The 18,212-nt window shown below is 74.2% G+C and carries 16 protein-coding genes; 8 read left to right on the forward strand and 8 right to left on the reverse strand.

The genetic code is table 11. The annotated features are described in order from the left end of the window. Positions 1-283: 283 nt before the first annotated feature. Positions 284-2,092, forward strand: a complete 1,809-nt coding sequence (locus tag K7G61_RS30085; RefSeq protein WP_225850209.1) for a beta-galactosidase — start codon at positions 284-286, stop codon at positions 2,090-2,092. Between the two features lie 37 nt (positions 2,093-2,129). Here the strand turns inward: K7G61_RS30085 and K7G61_RS30090 are convergent, their stop codons facing one another. From K7G61_RS30090 to K7G61_RS30100, 3 genes are all read right to left on the reverse strand, one after another. Continuing rightward, positions 2,130-3,131, reverse strand: a complete 1,002-nt coding sequence (locus tag K7G61_RS30090) for a LacI family DNA-binding transcriptional regulator (RefSeq protein ID WP_225850210.1) — start codon at positions 3,129-3,131, stop codon at positions 2,130-2,132. A 377-nt stretch (positions 3,132-3,508) separates the two neighbouring features. Further along, complete coding sequence (locus K7G61_RS30095; protein ID WP_225850211.1) at positions 3,509-4,120, reverse strand: DUF6879 family protein; 612 nt, start codon at positions 4,118-4,120, stop codon at positions 3,509-3,511. After that, positions 4,113-4,382, reverse strand: coding sequence for a hypothetical protein (locus K7G61_RS30100; RefSeq protein ID WP_225850212.1), 270 nt, complete (start codon positions 4,380-4,382; stop codon positions 4,113-4,115). The genes K7G61_RS30095 and K7G61_RS30100 overlap by 8 nt, the downstream gene beginning before the upstream one ends. A gap of 278 nt (positions 4,383-4,660) precedes the next feature. Here K7G61_RS30100 and K7G61_RS30105 point away from each other — a divergent pair, with 278 nt between their 5' ends. The 3 genes from K7G61_RS30105 (at position 4,661) to K7G61_RS30115 (ending at position 7,703) form a co-directional block, all read left to right on the forward strand. Next, positions 4,661-5,119: a hypothetical protein gene (locus K7G61_RS30105; RefSeq protein WP_225850213.1), complete on the forward strand. Its 459-nt coding sequence runs from the start codon at positions 4,661-4,663 to the stop codon at positions 5,117-5,119. Continuing rightward, positions 5,116-7,350 (forward strand): tetratricopeptide repeat protein, encoded by a 2,235-nt coding sequence (locus K7G61_RS30110; protein WP_225850214.1) that lies wholly within the window; start codon positions 5,116-5,118, stop codon positions 7,348-7,350. The genes K7G61_RS30105 and K7G61_RS30110 overlap by 4 nt, the downstream gene beginning before the upstream one ends. 107 nt (positions 7,351-7,457) lie before the next feature. Next, the gene (locus K7G61_RS30115) at positions 7,458-7,703 is read left to right on the forward strand and encodes a Smr/MutS family protein (RefSeq protein WP_225850215.1); all 246 of its coding nucleotides are present in this window, start codon (positions 7,458-7,460) and stop codon (positions 7,701-7,703) included. Between the two features lie 30 nt (positions 7,704-7,733). On the opposite strand, the gene K7G61_RS30120 is transcribed toward K7G61_RS30115, so the two are convergent. Together K7G61_RS30120 and K7G61_RS30125 are read right to left on the reverse strand one after the other, a co-directional pair. Next, positions 7,734-8,300 carry a GNAT family N-acetyltransferase gene (locus K7G61_RS30120; RefSeq protein WP_225850216.1) on the reverse strand — a complete coding sequence of 189 codons (567 nt, stop codon included), beginning with the start codon at positions 8,298-8,300 and terminating at the stop codon, positions 7,734-7,736. Beyond that, on the reverse strand, positions 8,297-9,325 hold the full coding sequence (locus K7G61_RS30125; protein WP_225850217.1) for an aminoglycoside phosphotransferase family protein: 1,029 nt from the start codon (positions 9,323-9,325) through the stop codon (positions 8,297-8,299). The genes K7G61_RS30120 and K7G61_RS30125 overlap by 4 nt, the downstream gene beginning before the upstream one ends. A 150-nt stretch (positions 9,326-9,475) precedes the next feature. Between K7G61_RS30125 and K7G61_RS30130 the strand changes: the two genes are divergently transcribed. The 4 genes from K7G61_RS30130 to K7G61_RS30145 all read left to right on the forward strand — a co-directional run bounded on the left by K7G61_RS30130 (position 9,476) and on the right by K7G61_RS30145 (position 12,817). Then, positions 9,476-9,928: a YbhB/YbcL family Raf kinase inhibitor-like protein gene (locus K7G61_RS30130; protein WP_225850218.1), complete on the forward strand. Its 453-nt coding sequence runs from the start codon at positions 9,476-9,478 to the stop codon at positions 9,926-9,928. Between the two features lie 121 nt (positions 9,929-10,049). Then, on the forward strand, positions 10,050-10,877 hold the full coding sequence (locus tag K7G61_RS30135) for an AraC family transcriptional regulator (RefSeq protein WP_225850219.1): 828 nt from the start codon (positions 10,050-10,052) through the stop codon (positions 10,875-10,877). Positions 10,878-10,896: 19 nt separating this feature from the next. Further along, positions 10,897-11,862, forward strand: a complete 966-nt coding sequence (locus tag K7G61_RS30140; protein WP_225850220.1) for a DMT family transporter — start codon at positions 10,897-10,899, stop codon at positions 11,860-11,862. Positions 11,863-12,052: 190 nt separating this feature from the next. Continuing rightward, positions 12,053-12,817 (forward strand): carbohydrate-binding protein, encoded by a 765-nt coding sequence (locus K7G61_RS30145; protein ID WP_225850221.1) that lies wholly within the window; start codon positions 12,053-12,055, stop codon positions 12,815-12,817. 170 nt (positions 12,818-12,987) lie between these two features. On the opposite strand, the gene K7G61_RS30150 is transcribed toward K7G61_RS30145, so the two are convergent. Genes K7G61_RS30150 through K7G61_RS30160 form a run of 3 tightly spaced genes read right to left on the reverse strand, consistent with a single transcriptional unit; the run spans position 12,988 to position 18,067 of the window. After that, entirely contained in the window at positions 12,988-15,738 is a 2,751-nt protein-coding gene (locus tag K7G61_RS30150) for an alkaline phosphatase family protein (RefSeq protein WP_225850222.1), read from the reverse strand. Positions 15,739-15,743: 5 nt separating this feature from the next. After that, complete coding sequence (locus K7G61_RS30155) at positions 15,744-17,126, reverse strand: ABC transporter permease (RefSeq protein WP_225850223.1); 1,383 nt, start codon at positions 17,124-17,126, stop codon at positions 15,744-15,746. Beyond that, positions 17,123-18,067, reverse strand: a complete 945-nt coding sequence (locus K7G61_RS30160; RefSeq protein WP_225850224.1) for an ABC transporter ATP-binding protein — start codon at positions 18,065-18,067, stop codon at positions 17,123-17,125. Before K7G61_RS30160 ends, K7G61_RS30155 begins: the two co-directional genes overlap by 4 nt. Between the last annotated feature and the right edge of the window lie 145 nt (positions 18,068-18,212).

Here is an 18,212-nt window from a genome sequence, read left to right on the forward strand (position 1 = left end):
AGCCTCGCGGCGGACCGACGCCCCTCGGGCGGGTCCGCGGCACGGGTGCGGCGCGGCGGCACGAACCGCCGCGCCGCACCCTTCCCATGTCCGCCTCATGTGCGGCGGACATTCACCCCCCGCCCGACCCCGGCCCACCCCACTTGACACCTCCCTCCGCGCGCCGAGAATGATTACGTAAACATCGATCTTGCGCGGGTCCGAGCCGGCGCACGGCCGCTCGGGCGAGCCCCGACCGCGGGCCGTACGCCTCGTCCCCGGCCACCGAGGAGGTTCAGGAGCCATGCCCGTTCTGCGGATCGAGGGGGACGAGTTCACACTCGACGGGGAGCCGCTGCGGATCCTGTCCGGCGGACTGCACTACTTCCGCGTGCACCCGGACCACTGGCGGGACCGGTTGCGCAAGGCCCGGCTGCTCGGCCTCAACACCGTTGACACCTACGTCCCGTGGAACCTGCACGAGCCGCGGCCCGGGGAGTTCCGGATGGACGGCGGGCTGGACCTGCCGCGCTTCCTCGATCTCGCGGCGGCCGAGGGGCTGCACGTCCTGCTGCGCCCGGGCCCGTACATCTGCGCCGAGTGGGAGGGCGGCGGCCTGCCGTCCTGGCTGCTGGGCATCGACCCGGGGATGCGGCTGCGGACGAGCGACGAGCGGTACCACGCGGCGGTGGACGCGTACTTCGGGGCGCTGCTGCCGCGCGTCGTGCCGTACCTGGGGACGCGGGGCGGTCCGGTGCTGGCCGTGCAGGTGGAGAACGAGTACGGGGCGTACGAGGCGGACGGCGAGGACACCGGCCACCTGGAGCGCTCGGAGAGGTTGGAGCACCTGCAGCACCTGGCGGGCGCCTTGCGGGCGCACGGCGTGGACGTACCCCTGTTCACCTGCGACCAGCCCGCCGACCTGGCCCGCGGCAGCCTCCCGGGCGTGCTGAGCACCGTCAACTTCGGCAGCCGCGCGGCCGAGAACCTGCGGGCGCTGCGCGCGCACCAGCCGACCGGGCCGCTGATGTGCGCGGAGTTCTGGAACGGCTGGTTCGACCGCTGGGGCGGCGTCCATGTGGTGCGGGACGCGGCCGACGCCGCCGCCGAACTCGACGCCGTGCTGGCGGCGGGCGCGAGCGTCAACCTCTACATGCTGCACGGCGGCACCAACTTCGGTTTCACCAACGGCGCCAACGACAAGCACACCTACCGCCCCACCGTCACCTCGTACGACTACGACTCCCCGCTCGACGAGGCCGGCGACCCGACCCCGAAGTTCACCGCCTTCCGCGAGGTCATCGCCAAGTACGCGCCCGTGCCCGACGGGCCGGTGCCCGAACCGTCCAGGAAGCTCGGCCTCCTCGGCGTCCCCCTGACCGCGGTCGCGCCGCTGGCGGACTGCCTCGACCGGCTCGGCGGCCCCCCGGCCGTGGCGGGCGAGCGGCCGCTGACCATGGAGGAACTCGGCCAGGACTTCGGCTTCGTGCTGTACGAGACCGTGCTCGCGACCGCCGGGCCCACCGTCCTGAGCGTCGAGCCGGGCGGGGTCCGGGACCGCGCGCAGGTCTTCGTGGACGGGCAGCCGGTGGGCGTGCTGGAGCGCGAGAACCACGACCGGGCGCTGTCCTTCACCGTGCCGCGGGCCGGGGCGCGGCTGACCGTACTGGTGGAGAACCAGGGCCGGGTCAACTACGGCCGGGCCATCCACGATCGCAAGGGCCTGGTCGGCGCGGTCACCGTGGGCGGGGTCGAGCAGGCCGGCTGGACGAGCCGCCCGCTCCCGCTGGACGACCTCGGCGGCCTGGCCTTCCGGACCCCGCGGGCCGGCGCCCCGCTGCCGGTCGGACCCGCCTTCCACCGGGGCGAGTTCACGGTGGACGAGCCCGCGGACACCTACCTCGACCTGTCCGGCTGGACCAAGGGCAACGCCTGGATCAACGGCTTCGCGCTGGGCCGCTACTGGTCGCGCGGCCCGCAGCGGCGCCTGTACGTGCCGGGGCCGGTGCTGCGGCCGGGCCGCAACGAGATCGTGGTGTTCGAGCTCCACGCCACCGCCGGGACCACCGTCGACCTGCGGGACACGCCGGACCTGGGGCCCGTGGAGGAGTGACGGACCGGGGCGGGCCGGGGGCCGTCCGGGCCGGGCCCTACACCGACGGCGGCGGCGACGGCGGCGGGGCGGTGCTGGAGCGGACGACCAGCCGGGTCGGCACGAGCGCGGTGCCGACCTCGGTCGCGTCGTTGCGGATCTGCCGCAGCACGCTGTCCACGCACCGCCTGCCGACCTCGGCGAAGTCCTGGTGGACGGTGGTCAGGGGCGGCAGGAAGGACGCGGCCTCGGGCAGGTCGTCGAAGCCCACGACGCTGACCTCCTCGGGCACCCGGCGGCCGGCCTCGTGCAGGGCGCGCAGCACGCCGAGCGCCATCTGGTCGTTCGCGGCGAAGACCGCCGTGCACGCGCGGTTCGCGGCGATGCGCAGCCCGGCCCGGTAGCCGGACTCCGCCGACCAGTCGCCGCGCAGCGGCTCGGGCGCCGTACGGCCCGCCTCCGCCAGGCACGAGCGCCACGCCTGCGCCCGGCGCTCGGCGGCGAAGGACTCCTCCGGCCCGGCGACGTGCCACACGGTCTCGTGCCCGAGGTCCAGCAGGTGCTGTACGGCGGACCGCGTGCCGCCCGCCTGGTCGGTGTCCACCACGCTGTAGCGGTCGCCGGCGTTGGAGTCCGCCACGACGACGTGGGCGGCCGGCGGCAGCGTCACCGTGGCCGAGTCGAGCAGGTGGATCTCCATGAGGATCACCACGCCGTCCACGGCCAGCTCTCCCATCCGGGTGAAGGCGCCGCGGACGCTGTCCCGCGTGGGCACGGCCACCGGCAGGAGCGTGGTGGCGTACCCCTCCTGAGCCGCGGAGAGCGCGATGGCCTCCAGCGTGCGGACGTTTCCCGTGCTGGAGAGGTTGAACAGGATGACGCCCAGGGTGCGGAACTCCCCGCTCTTCAGGGCGCGGGCCGCGCTGTTGGGCCGGTAGCCCAGCTCCTTCATCGCGGCGAGCACCTGCTGCCGGGTGGACTCGACCACTCCGGGGAAACCGTTGGAGACCCGCGAGACCGTCTGCGCGGACACCCCGGCGAGCTGGGCCACGTCCGCCATGGACGCCCCGCGCCTGCGCCGGCCCGCCGAGACGGCGGCGTCCGGCCCCCCGGCTCCGGCCGCCCCGACCGCCCGGGTTCCGGCCGCTCCGGCTCCCGCCGCCCCGGTCCCGTTCGCGCGGCCGCGTCCGCGCCCATGTCCGTGACCGTCGCTGTGCACGTGCCCCTCGACCTCGCTGCCGTCGTCTGCGACCGCTCCCCATCACGGCCGCCTGCGACGAGAGTCTAGATGCGACCGGCCCGGAACGGCCCGCCCGCGGACTACCGGGCCCGCGCGGGCCGCGCGAACCGCAGGACGCCGCCGTACGGGTCGATGACCTGCGTCGCCGGGCCGCCGGGGGCGACCGGTTCCGGCGCGAGGCTGTGCGGGAACAGCCCTCAGAGGGTGACCGCCGGCGCGGGCAGCGGGGCGATCTCGCGGTCGAAGAAGGCGCCGTACTCCTCGGCCTGCCGGTAGAGGGTGTTGAAGCCGGCGGACGTCTCGGCGATCAGGGCCGGGTCGGTGAAGCGGTTGGCGCCGTCCGCGTTGCCCTCGGCGTCGTACCGCACCTCGAACATCACCACGTCGCCGAGGATCACGACCTCGGGGACGGGGCGGTCCTTCTCGATGTCCGCGATCGCGCGGGCGTCCAGGACGCGGATACGGTCGCCCACTTCCACCCGCAGCCGCAGGACGTGCAATTCCCACTGCACATACGGTGTGACGGGGAATTCCACCACTCGCAGCCGCCTTTGCAGGACACCGAGGTTCTCGGCCTCCTCCACCTGCTGGACATAGGCGTCGCGCCTCTCCTCGACGAGGGAGAGCGCCTTGTCCCATTGCCCGGCCGCGAAGGCCTCCCAGCTCGCGAACCCGCGTTCCTGGAAATGCTGACCGCGCTCCAGCTTGTTCATGTGCCGGATTCCGCCCCGGAAGGTGCGGTAGTACTCCTCGTGATAGCTCGGTCGGTCGAGCCGGGTCGGGACTCCCTCGGGGAACGAGTCAAACACCGGGGATGTCCGGCTTCGCCGCGATGAGCATGCTGCGCGGAATCACGACGAGCCGCTCGTCGGCACCGAGGGAAACACCGGCGGGCAGTCGCGCGCCCAGTGAACTCGAAAGATCCCGGCCGATGACGGCGACGTCCCCGTTCTCCAGTTCCCACATGTCGGGGCAGTCCGGACCGTCGGACGTGATGCCCAATTCCTGCGGTGATTTTCCGATCCGCCTCCGGAACGCCGTCTCCGGATCCGCTTCCCACGGCCTCGCCACAACCGCCTCCCTCACCCATGACCCCGCCCGTGACCGGCCCCGTAACCGGCAACGGATCAACTCTAGCCCGGAGTATGCCATTCCGGACCGCCTCGCGTGCGACGCGCGCGATGTTCGAAGCGAACCAGCCAGTCCACATATGCCAAACGAATTTGCGAAAGAGTCATTCTTGCCCTGCCGGGCCCCACTCGCGGTCATAGCCGGCCGGCGCACTTGATCGGTATCCTCGAAAACCGCCTCTTCCACCCGAGGCGGCGATTATTCTGATCGTATTACCAATGTCCGATGTCGGGGGACCCGTGGATCCCGAGTTCACCTCACTCACCCAAAGCGCCGGAGCGGCGTTGGTCACCTCGACCGACGCCTGGCAGGCGGCCCGTGAGGGAACCCTCCGGCTGTGGCGACGCCTTCAACCGCACCGGGCCGCCATGGTCGCCGCCGACCTGGAAGAGGGCCGGACGGAGGCCCTGACCGCCCTGGCGGCCGACGACCAGGAGGCGTTGGACGGCCTGCGCGTGGAATGGCAGGCCAGGCTCCGCCGGCTGCTTGCCGCCCGGCCGGACGCCGCCGAGTTGCGCGCCCTGCTCGACGAGATCGCGCCCGCACCGGAGCCCGCGCCCCGGATCACGCAGCGCGCCGTCGCCTCGGGCCGCGCCCGGATCTATCAGGCGGGCCGCGACCAGCACCTCGCCGAACCCGACGCCGCACCTTCCGCGGCACCCGATTCCGAGCGATGACCGGAGCCATGGAAGGCCGCGCCGAGGACGACGGCCGCGTGTACCAGGCGACCGGTGATCAGCACATCACCGAGCACCACCACCACTACCCGGCCGGCGCTCCCGCTCCGGGCCGCGGCCCGGGCCCGGGTTCCGGCCGCGGTCCCGACCCCGGCCGCGCTCCGGACTCGGTGCGCCGTCCGGCGGTCGGCCGCACCCCGCTGGTCCTGCGCGACCGGAGCGAGGTGCTGGAACGGCTGCGGGCGGGGCTCGCGTCCGGCAGGTCCGCCGAGGTCCACGTCCTGCACGGCATGGGCGGCTGCGGCAAGACCGCGGTCGCCCAGGCGGTCTTCGAGACCGCCACCCACGAGTACGGCCGGGTGGGACTGTGGGTCAACGCCGCCGACCGGGCCGGGCTGCGGGCCGGCATGCTGGCCGCCGCGGCCGAGCGCGGCGCCCGCGACGAAGAGCTGCTGGGCGCCCGCCAAGGGCACCGGCCCGCGGCCGACCTGGTGTGGGACTACCTGAACCGCTCCGCCGAGCCCTGGCTGCTGGTGCTCGACAACGCCGACGACCCCGCCATCCTGCGGGACGGAAGCTGGCTGCGTGCCAGCCCGCGCGGTACCGTCCTCGTCACCACCCGCCGCGCCGCCGCCCGCTGGTGGCCCGGCGCGGAACTGCAGCACATCGGCGTACTGCCGCGCGAGGACGCCGCCCGCGTCCTGTGCGACCTCGCCCCGCACAGCGGCACCCTGGCGCAGGCGGCCGACATCGCGGACCGGCTCGGCCGGCTGCCGCTGGCCCTCACCCTCGCGGGCGGTTTCCTCGCCGGCCAGGTGATCGACCCCTGGACAATGGATCTGTACGGACGCCGGCTCGACGAGGGCGAACCCGTCGGGCTCATAGACCGAGGAGCGGACGTCTTGAGCGACGAGGACCCGCGGCACCTGGTCGGCCGCACCTGGCAGTTGACCCTCGACGCGTTCGAGGAGCGCGGACTGCCGGAGGCGGTCGGGCTGTTACGGCTGCTGGCCCGGATGGCCCCAGAACCGCTGCCGCTGTCCGTGCTGAACCGTCCGGAGATCCGCGCGGTCCTGCCTCCGGCGCGTACGGAGACGGCACTGACCGCTCTGCTCGACCACTCGCTGACGCAGCTCGTGGACCTCGACGGTCTGCGCTGCGCGCACAGCCACGGGGTGCTCCTCGACAGCGTCGCGGCGGCCACACCTCCGCGAGACGTCGACATCCTCAACACCACCGCCGTCGGCCTGCTCGACGCGGCCGTGCCGGCGGACCCGCGGCCGGGCCCGTACGACCCGCGGCTGCGGCTGCTCGCGCCGCACGCCCTCGCCCTGCTGCGCAGGATCACCGCCCCGTCGGGCACGGCGCGGGCCCTGGGCGTCGCCACGCGGCTGGCCGTCGCCCTGCACCGTACCGGTGACTACATGTCCGCCTGGGAGACCGCGGGCACGGCGGCGGGCACGGCCGCGCGGACGCTCGGCGAGGAGCACAGGCTCGTGCTCGCCGCGCGCTCCAGGTGCGGCCGCTCGCTCTTCCGGCTGGGACGGTACGACGAGGCCGAGGAGCTGCTGCGCCGCGTCCGTGCCACGCAGACCCGGCTGCTCGGCGCGGACGATCCCGACACCCTGGACACCGGCCACGGCCTGCAGCTCGTGCTCGGCAACAACGGCAAGCGCGAGGAGGCGGTCGCGCTCCTGCGCTCGGTCGTCGCGGGGCGGCAAGCGGCGCTCGGACCGTGGCACCCGGCCACCCTGCGCTCGCGCGCCAGCCTGCTGGCACTGCTGACCGCCGACGAGCTCGCCGCCGAGGCCGGCGACCGGGTGGGCGAGGCGGACGGTGCCGACGAGAGCGCCCTCCTGTCGCTGCCGCGGGCGTGCGCCCGGCACCTGGGCCCCGACCACGCCGTGACGCTGAGCGCGCGCCACAACCTCGCACGGGCCCGGTTCGTGCTGGGCCGGTTCCGGGCGGCCGACGACGAGATCGGCCGGGTCGTCGAGGACTACCAGCGGGTGCTGGGGCCCGGCTCCCCCGCCGTGCTCGCGGCGCGGCAGCTCCACGCCCAGACGCGGGCCGCGCTCGGGGACGTGGACGCGGCGGTCGCCCTGATGACCGGCGTGGTGGCCGCGCGTGAGCGCGGTTTGGGGAGCGACCACCACTTCACGGTGGTCAGCCGGGATCTGCTGGAGAGCCTCGGGTCCGGGCGTTGGCAGCCGCCGCCCGTGCGTGGATGACGGCGGGGGCGGTGGTGTACCCGAGACGGGGTGGGGACGTAGGCTGCCGGGCGAACGGACGGCAGCGGCCCGCCGGGGCGGGGCGGGAACAACGGGAGGCGGACACCTTGATCACGCTTGATCTGCACCCGATCTTCCGCAACAACCGCGACATCGAACTCGCCCTGCGGGAGACGCTGTTCAAGGCCGCCGCCACGGGGGTGGACGTCGTGCAGATCATCCCCGGCAAGGGGTCGGGGCGGTTGAAGCAGCGGGTGCTGGCCTTCCTGGGGCAGAAGCACATCAGGAAGCTGTACGTCCGCGTGGAGACCAACGCGGGCAACTCCGGGCGGGTCCTGGTGCACCTGCGGTAGGCGGTACGGGGCGGGGCCGGGGGCGCGCGGTCAGGCCGGGCGTGCCGGGCGGAGGTCCAGCATGCACAGGACCTTGTCGTAGCGGCGTCCGCCGACGGCGACGAAGGCGGGCAGCCGGCCGTACTCGGTGAAGCCCAGGGAGCGGTAGATGCCCAGGGCACGGGTGTTGTCGCCGCGGGCGTCCAGGGTGAGGACCTCGATGCCCGCCTCCCTGGCATCGCCGATCAAGGCGGCGGCCAGCGCGCGGCCCACGCCGCGGCCATGGGCGGCGCCGTCCACCGCGAGCTTCTCCAGGTCGGCGTGGGGGCGGTGGGTCGGCCGCGCGTAACGCAGCCAGTAGCCCAGGCCGGCGAGCCGGTCACCGAGGTAGGCGGCGCGCAGGGCCGCGTCCCCGGCCGCCGCCGCGGACAGGACGCGGTCGAGCAGCGCCGTCACCTCCCGCGGCGCGGGCGGTTCGAGCCGGCCCAGCGCCGCTCCCGCGCCGACCAGGTCCGCCAGGATCCGGTGGGCCGCCGCGGCCAGGCCCGCCCTCAGCTCCGGGTCCGAGCCGAGTTCCGCGGCGCCGAGGAGGACCGGGGTGCCGTCGCCGCCGCTCATCCGCGGAAGCGTTCGTGGTCGGCCAGGACCTCCTCGATCACCCGTCGTTCGGCGTCGGCCCGGGCCCGGTCGGTGTCCAGGCACTCGGTCATGACGAGCATCGCCTTCCACAGCGCCCAGCCGCGCGCCCGCGCCCAGGTGGCGTCGTCCTGGCCGGCCGTACGGCGGAAGGCCTCGCGGGCGGCGCCGGAGAACGTCGTCCAGGCGATCACCAGGTCGCAGGCCGGGTCGCCGACACCGGAGGTGCCGAAGTCGATGACGGCCGACAGCGCGCCGCCGGCGACCAGCAGGTTGCCGGGGGCGATGTCGCCGTGGAACCAGACCGGGGTGCCCTGCCATGCGGCGGCCAGGGCGGCGTCCCAGACGGCGGTGGCGGCCGCAGTGTCGATACGGCCGCGCAGCAGGGCCAGGCAGCGGCGGGTCTCCTCGTCGTAATGGGCGGGCGAGGCCCCCCGGTACCAGCTGTGCTCACCGGCCGCCGGGGCGCCGGTGGTGTCGCAGCGCTGGAGGGCGAGGACGAACCCGGCCACGTCGGTGGCGAATCGGGTCGGGTCCTCGACGTGTGCCCGGTCCGCCCGCTCGCCGTCCAGCCAGCCGCGGACGGACCACGGGTACGGGTAGCCCTCGCCTGGGGCGCCCATGGCCAGGATCGGCGGCACGGCCACCGGCAGCGAGGGCGCCAGCCGGGGCAGCCAGTGGTTCTCCTTGGCGACGGCGGGGACGTACCCGGCAGCGGTGGGCAGTCGTACGGTCATGCGGTCGCCGAGCCGGTAGGTCCGGTTGTCCCAGCCGTCGATCTCCACCGGCCGCACCGGCAGACCGGCCCACCGCGGGAACTGCGCCGCGATCAGCCGCTCGACCAGTCCGGCGTCGATCCCGGCCCGCCCGTCGGCGGCAGGCGCGGGCGCGGGTCCGGGCGCGGATGCGAGCGCGGATGCGGACGCGGGTCCGGAACCGGGTCCGGGCGCGGAGGCGGGCGCGGGTCCGGGGGTCGGTGCCGCGGGGGGCGTCGGGGTCGGAGCCATTCCGCGATCTTCACCGGCGTGACCGTCCGCGGGCAACGGATTAACCGCCCCGGCGGGTGGTGCGCCGCGGAGCCGGCGGGTGTGGGCCGGTCGGCGCACACCCGGGCGCGACCGGTGATGGGGCGGCGCGACGGGGGTAGCGGTGAGGGCATGGCTGGTATCGGACTGAGCAGTGCGGCGTTCAGCGACCACACGCTGATCCCGGAACGGTACGCGCGCACCGGGGAGAACCTGTCCCCGCCCCTGACCTGGACGGGTGTGCCCGACGGCACGGCGGAACTGCTGCTGCTGTGCGAGGACCCGGACGCGCCCGCCGGCACGTTCGTGCACTGGCTGGTGACCGGTATCGACCCGGTCGACGGCGGTGTGGCGCCCGGGCAGGTACCGCGCGGCGGCACCGAGCACGCGAACGGCTTCGGCCAGGCCCGCTGGGGCGGCCCGCAGCCGCCGGTCGGCGACGAGGCCCACCGCTACTTCTTCCGCCTGTACGCCCTGCCCGCACCGGTCGAGCTGCCGGGCGGCGCCGGCGCCGACGACGTGCACCGCGCCGTGGACCACCTGCGGCTCGCCTCCGGCACGCTCGTCGGCCTCTTCCAGCGCTGACCGGCGCCGGGCGCGCGCCCGCAGCCGTACCCGCGCCCGGACCCGGACCGCCTTCGGCCGATCCGCCGTATCGTCACCGGTGGGAAGCCCGGCGGTCGCGGGGAACGGAAGGGGTCACGGGGTGGGCAGGCGGGAAGAGGCGCTGTGGACCAGGGCGCGGCTGGGCCGGTGCGGGCCGCCGCTGGACCTGCTGACCGCCCGTTTCGACCGCCACGTCTACGCCCCGCACGCCCACGAGGAGTTCACGATCGGCGTGTGCGTCGGCGGCAGCGAGGCCATCGACTACCGGGGCGGCCGGATACGGACCGGGCCGGGCTCCATCGTGGTCCTGGCCCCCGGCGAGACGCACACCGGCGGCCCCGACGCCTCGGACGGCTACGCCTACCGCGCCCTGTACGCGGCGCCCGGCCTGCTCACCGACGGTGTCGCGGGCGGCGTGCCGCACTTCCGCGAGCCGCTGCTCGACGACCCGGAGCTGGCCGCGGCCCTGCGCGCGGCGCACACCGGGCTCAGCGCCTGCCCGGATCCGCTGGAGGCGGAGTCCCGGCTGCCCTGGCTGCTCACCGCGCTGGCCCGCCGCCACTCCACGGCCCGCCCGGCGGGCGACGCCGTGCCCGGCGCGGGCGGCATCGCGCTCGTCGTCCGCGACCGCCTCGCCGACGAGCTGACCGCCCCGCCCTCCCTCGCCGACCTCGCCGACGGTCTCGGCCTGTCCCGGTACCAGCTCCTGCGCGCCTTCCGCACCACGATGGGCATGCCACCGTACGCCTGGCTCGCCCAGTACCGGGTCGCCCGGGCCCGCGGGCTGCTGGAGGCCGGCCGGCGGCCCGCCGAGGTCGCGGCGCTCGTGGGCTTCGCCGACCAGGCCCACCTCACCCGCTGGTTCCGCCGGGTGCTCGGGGTGACCCCGGCGGCGTACCGCAACAGCGTTCAAGACGCGGCCCGGTGACGGGGCCGAGACTCGCCGTATGACTGCTCGCGGCTGGTTCCTGTTCTCCCTGATGGGAGTGGTCTGGGGCATCCCCTACCTGATGATCAAGGTGGCGGTGGACGCCGTGTCCCCGTCCATGGTCGTGTTCACCCGCTGCGCGCTGGGCGCGGCGCTGCTGCTGCCCTTCGCCGTCCGCCAGGGCGGACTGGCCCGGACCGTGCGGACGCACTGGCGCCCGATGCTGGCCTTCGCGTGCCTGGAGATCCTGGGCCCCTGGTTCACCCTCACCGACGCCGAGCGGCGCCTGTCCAGCTCCACGGCGGGACTGCTGATCGCGGGCGTCCCCATCGTCGGGGTCGCCCTGGCCCGTTTCTCCGGCGACACCGAGCGGCTGGGGGCGCGCCGCCTGGCCGGTCTCGCCCTGGGCCTGGTGGGCGTGGCGGTCCTCACCGTCCCGCACCTGACCGGCGGCGACTCGCGCTCGCTCGCCGAGGTGCTGCTGACCGTCGTGGGGTACGCGACCGCTCCCCTGATCGCCGCCCGCCGCCTGAAGGACGTCCCGACGCTGCAGCTCATCGTCCCCTGCCTGACGCTGGCGGCACTGGTCTACGCGCCCCCGGCGGCGGCGACCTGGCCGGAGCGGATGCCCGCGGCCGACGTACTGGCCGCTCTCGCCGGGCTCGGCGCGGTCTGCACGGCCGTCGCGTTCGTGGCCTTCCTCGAACTGATCAAGGAGGCCGGGCCGACCAGGTCCACCGTGATCACGTACGTCAACCCGGCGGTGGCGGTCACGGCGGGCGCGCTGTTCCTGGACGAGCGGCTGACCGCGGGCGTCGTGGCCGCGTTCCTGCTGATCCTGGCGGGCTCGGTCCTGGCGACGGCCGCGACGCCGAAGCCCGCCCCCACGACGCCGACGCCCGTCCCGCCGGAGTCCGCCGTGCCCGGCGTGGCGCGCGCGGACCGGCGCGCCGGGGAGCCGGACGGCCGGGTGGAGTGCTCCTGAGCGGGGCCGTCCGGGTGGGGCCGGGGGCGGCGTCCCGCGGGGCGCCTTGAAGCCGTCCGGGGCCGGTCCAACGATGTCCAACGACGCAGACAGCCGTGCGCCCGCGGGCGGTCGACCGCCCGCGGCACGTACGGCCGGACCCGCACGCCCTCCGGCGCCTCCCCCGCCGCCCACTCGTCACGGAGGACTGATGCACGCTTCCCCGCTGAGGCCCGTCCGCACCTGGTGGGCGGCGCTGCCCGCGGCCCTCGCGCTCGCGGTGGCCGCCGTACCCGCCGCGCACGCGGGGACGATCCCCTCCGGGCCGGACGCGCACCGGGCCGCCCCGAACGCTACCTGCACCGTCACCAGCACGCTGGCGGGGACCCACGAGACCGCGCTGCAGATCGCGCGGACGGCCGCGGCCCACGGCTTCACCGGCGACGGGCTGGTGGTCTCCGTCGCCGTCGCGCTCGCCGAGAGCAGCGGGTGGACGCGGGCCGTGCTGGTCGACCCCGACTGCAGCCGGGACCGCGGCCTGTGGCAGATCAACTCCTACTGGCACGCGGAGGTCTCCGACGCGCAGGCGTTCGACCCGGACAGCGCCGCGCGGGCCGCGTACCGCATCTCGTCGAGCGGCACCGACTGGACGCCGTGGACCACGTACCTCAGCGGCGCCTACCGGACGCACATGGCGGCGGCCCAGCAGGCGGTCGACCAGGTGAACGGCGGCTCCGGCGGCGGCACGGGCAGCGGTACGGGCGGGGGCTCCGGTGGTACGGGCACGGGCGGCGGTACGAGCGGCGGTACGGGCGGTGCCTGCGCCGCGCTCGCCGCGTGGCACGCCTCCACCACCTACACCGGCGGCGCCACCGTCACCTACGAAGGGCACCGCTGGACGGCCAGGTGGTGGACGCAGGGCGACGTCCCCGGCGCCAACGCCCAGGACGTCTGGACCGACGACGGCGCCTGCTGACGGCACGCCGGGCGCGAGGACGCGCCGGGCCGGGACGGGCAGGATCGGGCAGATCGCGCGGGCCGCGTCCACCGCAAGGGGAGGGCCCCCGCCGGCGTCACCGCCGGCCGGGGGCCCCTGGACGCGGCCTGGCCGGTCCTGTGCTGCCTCAGTCGTGCCTCAGTCGTTCGTCAGTCGTTGTCCGAGGACGGGAGGTAGGCGCCCGGCACGTCGTTCGGCGCGAAGATCCTGCTGTCGCCGGGGTACGGCTGGGTCCAGTTGTGCGTCTGGTACCAGGTGTAGCGGTTCATCTGCTCGGGGTTGGCGTAGTCCGGCACGGCGCCCGGGCCGGTCAGCCGCTGGTGCGACTGCCAGGTCTTCCACTGCGCCGCGACGCTCTTCTCGGCCGCCGGCACCGTCACCGAGGTCGGCGCGGGCGCCGCGTTCGGGTCCTGCGGGGCGGGGGTGTCGGACCCGCAGGACGGCTGGGTGCTCAGGCCCAGGGTCAGCGAGGTCTTGTTGGGCACCGCGGTGAACGGCGTGTAGTCGGGGTGGTCGGTGAACGCCGAGAACATCGGCGTGGCCGCGCTGTCCATCTGGTTCATCGGCTGGACGCCGAGGATCTGCTCGATGGTGCGCATCATCGTGATCTGCGAGTAGTAGTGGCTGTCGACCACGCCGTGCCGCGCGTAGGGGCTGATGATCTGGACCGGCGCGCGGTGGCCGTCGACGTGGTCCAGGCCGGCCTGGGAGTCGTCCTCGACGATGAAGATCGCCGAATCCTTCCAGTACTTGCTGTGCGTGATCTCGTCGACCGTCTTTCCGACCGCGAGGTCGTTGTCGGCGACCTGGGCGGCCGGGCTCGCCGGGCCGCCGGTGTGGTCGTTGGAGAACCAGAACATGTTCAGGTTCGCCGGACCGTTCTTCTCGAAGTCCTGCTTCCAGATCTGGTACTTGTAGACGTCCGGGACGCTGAGGTCGAACAGCGGGAACCCGGGCACCGACACCTTGTTCAGCGAGGGGATCGCGGAACCGGTCCGGATCGGGTACTGGGTCGGCGCGCCGGTCGCGTCCATGGTCTTGGCGTCGCAGTACAGGTTCTGCCAGGTCGCGCCGGCCGGCTTGGTCTCCAGTGACTGGAACTCGCCGTAGTCCTTGACGGTCTTGCCCGCCGCCTGGGCGCCGCTCCAGATGAAGCCGGTCTTCTGGTGGCCGAGGACGTCGTCCTCGGTGTCGTAGCTGCGGGTGTACTCGCCGGCCGACGACTCGGTGTACTCCGGGTTGTCCGACTGCATGAGCCAGTTGTGGCCCTCGGCGGAGTTCGTGGGCGCGTCGTAGAAGTTGTCGTACAGCCCGAACTGCTGGGCCAGGGCGTGCTGGTTCGGCGTCACGTTCTCGCCGAACTGGGTCAGTGACGGGTCGCCGTTGCCCTGCGGCATGTCGCCGTAGACCTGGTCGTAGGTCCGGTTCTCCTTGACCAGCAGGAAGACGTGCTTGATCGTCGAGGGGTCGCCGATGCGCGCCGGAACGGCCACGGGCCCGGCCTTGGGGCCGCGGGCCTCCTTCACCGAGCCTCGGGTCCACCCGTTCATCAGGAAGACCTTGCCGGTGTACGAGCGGACGACCTTGTCGCCGGGCAGGGTGAACTGCGTGAGGCTCGACGTGGTGTCGTGGGTGCCGTGGCCGGCCGCCGTGGTGGGGCGCAGGGCGTCGATGCCGCGGGTGTTGGAGACGACCACCTTCTTGCCGATGGTGGTGATCTGCGAGGGGTAGTAGTCCGTGGGGAGCAGGCCGACGTACGAGACCGGCGCCTGCGGGGCGGTGTAGCGGTAGACGGCGACCGCGTTGGCGCGGCCGAGCGTCACCAGCAGGCGGCCGTCGTCGGTGAGGGTGACGGCGTTGGGGTCGTAGCCGACCGACGCCTCGGGCCACGGCTGGGTGGCGATGGTCTGCACGACCTTGTCGCGGGCGGTGCTGATGACCGACACGCTGTTGTCCGCGGTGTTGGTGACGAACAGCGCGCCGTTCTTGGCGTAGAGGGCGGTCGGGTGCAGGCCGACCTCGATGGTGCCGACGGCGGCGGAGGCGTCGGCCACGTCGATCACGCTGACCGTGCCGGTGGTGGAGGCGCCGGTGTCGCCGTTGGCCGGCACGTCGGTGCCGTAGGAGTTCATCGTGGTCTCGCCCGGCTTGGCCGGCCGGCCGCCCTCGTTGCCGACGTAGAGCTTGCCGCCGACCAGGGCGAGGCCGCGCGGGGCGATGCCGACGGCCCAGGTCCGCTCGACGGTGCCGGTGGCCGCGTCGATGGCGACGACCTTGTTCTGGCCGTTGACCGCGCCGTACACGGTGGAGCCGTCGGCGGAGAACACGGCCGCGCCCACGAGCGCGTGCTTGGTGCCGTCGACCGGGATGGTGACGGCCACGGGGTTGGACAGGGAGCCGTCCGCGTTCACGGTGAACTTGGTCCAGCCGTCGCTCTGGCCGAGCCAGAGCTGCTTGCCGTCGGGCGAGTACGTCGGGCCCTCCTGGCCGACGGACGCGCTCTTGATGATCAGGTCGTCGGCGGTCTTGCTGCCGATCTTCTGCTTCACCGCGCCGGTCTTGAGGTCCACCAGGACCAGCGCCGCGTCGCCGTCGGCGATCGAGGCGGCCAGGGTGGTGCCGTCCGGGCTGACCGTGGACGACATGATCTTGCCGTCGTTGATGACGGTACGGCTGCCGTAGGGGTTGATGTACTGGTCGTCGGCGACGACCTGGCCCTTGGGGGTGACCTGGCCGACGTGCTGGGTGCCGAACTGCACGGTCGACGCGACGGCGGTGCCCGTGACACCGAGGGCGACGGCGACGCACGCCGTGACCAGGGTGGTCCGGCGGCCGACGCGCCTGCCGAGAAGGGTGAACTGCCCCTTCTCGTCCATCCGGCGCTGCCGTGTTACCTGCATGGAAGTTATCCCTTCGGGGTGGTGGAGAGCAGGTCGACGTCGCCGTCGAACTGCCACAACGGGTTGGGTGCGTCGCCCTGCGGGGTGTGCAGCACGAAGTAGCCGTTCACTTCCTTCGGTCCGTCCCCGTCGGCGACGTACCGCCCGTCCGCGCTGACGTCGAGCTGGTAGACGGCGGTCCCGGCCACCTGCACGCCGGGGAGATGCCATGTCACGACGCAGCGCCAGTCATTGCCGGCCCCCTCGGGGGCGTCCTTGTCGTCGCCCTTGGCGCACGCCGCCGAGGCCCGCAGCCGGGCCTCCGTGACGGCCGGGCGGTGGAGTTCCGCGGTCTGCATGCGGTACAGGTGCGCGAAGGCGGTCGCGAGCGAGCGCTGCACCTTCGCCTGGGTGATCCCCGAGCCCATGGACGGGGTGGCCACGCCCACGACCGCGACCGTGGCGCCGAGCAGCGCGGCCAGCGGCGTGAAGGCGGCGGCCGGCGCGCGGCGGCCCGAGGTGTCGCCCGTCGGGTTGGTGAAGTCGCGCCGCAGGAACAGCAGGTACGCCAGCGTCGTGCCGAGCACGGCCCACACCAGGGCGACAACGATGCCGATCAGCAGCGGCGCGGTCTGGTGCGGGGCGGTGAACAGGCCGTTCCAGGCGAGGAAGGCGTATCCGGGCAGCGCGACGCGTACCGCCACCGGCAGCGGCAGCATCTGCGCGAGCTGCATCGCGAGCGCGACGAGTACGGGAAGCAGCAGTCCCATCGGGGACCGGCCGAGCGCGACCGAGCCGAGCAGGCCGATCGCGGCCAGCGCCAGCGTCGGGGGGATGACGCAGGCCCAGGCGAGGAAGACCTCGCCGGCGGCGTGCGAGGGCGCCAGCAGGTGGCCGTCGAGCCCGACCAGCGGGTGGCTGCCCTCGGCCAGGAGCCCGCCGGCGACGCCGGAGACGGCGAGCCCGGCCACCATCACGAGGATGGCGGTGAGACTGGCCAGGGCCTTGGCCGCGAAGATCCGCCGCGGCGAGCGGACCGCCACCAGCAGGTGCCGCCAGGTGCCGAGCCGGTCCTCGGCGGCGAACACGTCGCCGGCGACCACCGAGGTCAGCAGCGGGAGCGCCCACGTACCCGAGAAGCCGAGCACCACCAGCGGCCCGGCCCAGCCGGTGGCGTGCATCCAGCGGCCGAAGAGGGTGTCGGTGGGCAGCGTGCTCTGCTGTCCCACCGCTGCCACGAACAGGCCGGGCGCGATCCAGCAGGCCAGGACCAGCAGGCGGATCCGCCACTGGGCGGCCAGCTTGACCAGTTCGAAGCGGTAGCCGCGGGTCACGGGGACGCGGCGGGCGGCGGCCGTGCGGCCGCCCTCGGCGGGGGCCGGTGCGGGCGCGGGCGCGGTGGCGGTCATCGGCCGGCCTCCTGGGGCTGTTCGGTGAGGGCGAGGAACGCGGCCTCCAGCGGCGAGACCACGGGCGCCAGTTCGCGTACGGCGACGCCCTCGCGTACGAGCAGCGCGACCAGTTCGTCGAGGGCGGGCACCGGCGCGCGGACGACCAGTGCCTCGGTGCCGCGCCACTCCACGGCGTCCTCGACGACGCGGATCCCGGCCGCGCCGGCGGCAAGCCGCCGGGCGGCCGGCGGGTCGGAGGTGAGCAGCCGGTAGTCCAGTTCGCGGTTCTCGGCGGCCAGTTTGCTCAGCGGGCCGGAGAAGACGACCCGGCCGGTGGCCAGGATGGTGACCTCGGAGCACAGCGCCTCCAGGTCGTCCATGCGGTGGCTGGAGAGCACGACGGCGGTCCCGTCGGCCGCGAGCCGGGTGAGCACGCCGTGCACGTGCCGCTTTCCCGCCGGGTCGAGGCCGTTGGCGGGTTCGTCGAGCACCAGCAGGCTCGGCCGGGTGAGCAGGGCGGCGGCGAGCCCGAGCCGCTGGCGCATGCCGAGGGAGAAGCCGCGGGTGCGGTCGTCGGCGACGTCGGTGAGCCCGACCTGGGCGAGCACGTCGTCGACGGCGGGCGTGCGCGGGTCCTGGCCGCGCAGCGCGGCCAGGGCGGCCAGGTTCTGCCGGGCGGTGAGCGAGGGGTACAGGCCGGGCCCGTCCACGAAGCCGGCCACCCCGTCGGGCGCGGTGAGCGCCCGCCCCACCGGGCTGCCCAGGATCTCGACGGTCCCGCCGTCGGCCACCGCCAGGCCCAGCAGCAGGCCGAGCAGGGTCGTCTTGCCGGCGCCGTTGGGTCCCACCAGGCCGTGGATCCGGCCCCGCGCCACGTCCAGGTCGATCCCGTCGAGCGCGACGACCTCGCCGAAGCACTTGGTGATCCCGCGGGCCCTGACGGCGAGCGGTGTGTCCATGGTCCCTCCCTCCGAACCTCAAGGGACCATAGGGACGGCACACAGCCCTGGCACGGACCGTCAGTTGAACGATCGGAGAACGGCAGTTGACGGCCCGCTGCACCCATGCCCCGGCCCACCTGCCGGAACACCAGCGGCACCGCGC

Source organism: Streptomyces sp. HPF1205 (assembly GCF_020400825.1).
Lineage (GTDB): Bacteria > Actinomycetota > Actinomycetes > Streptomycetales > Streptomycetaceae > Actinacidiphila.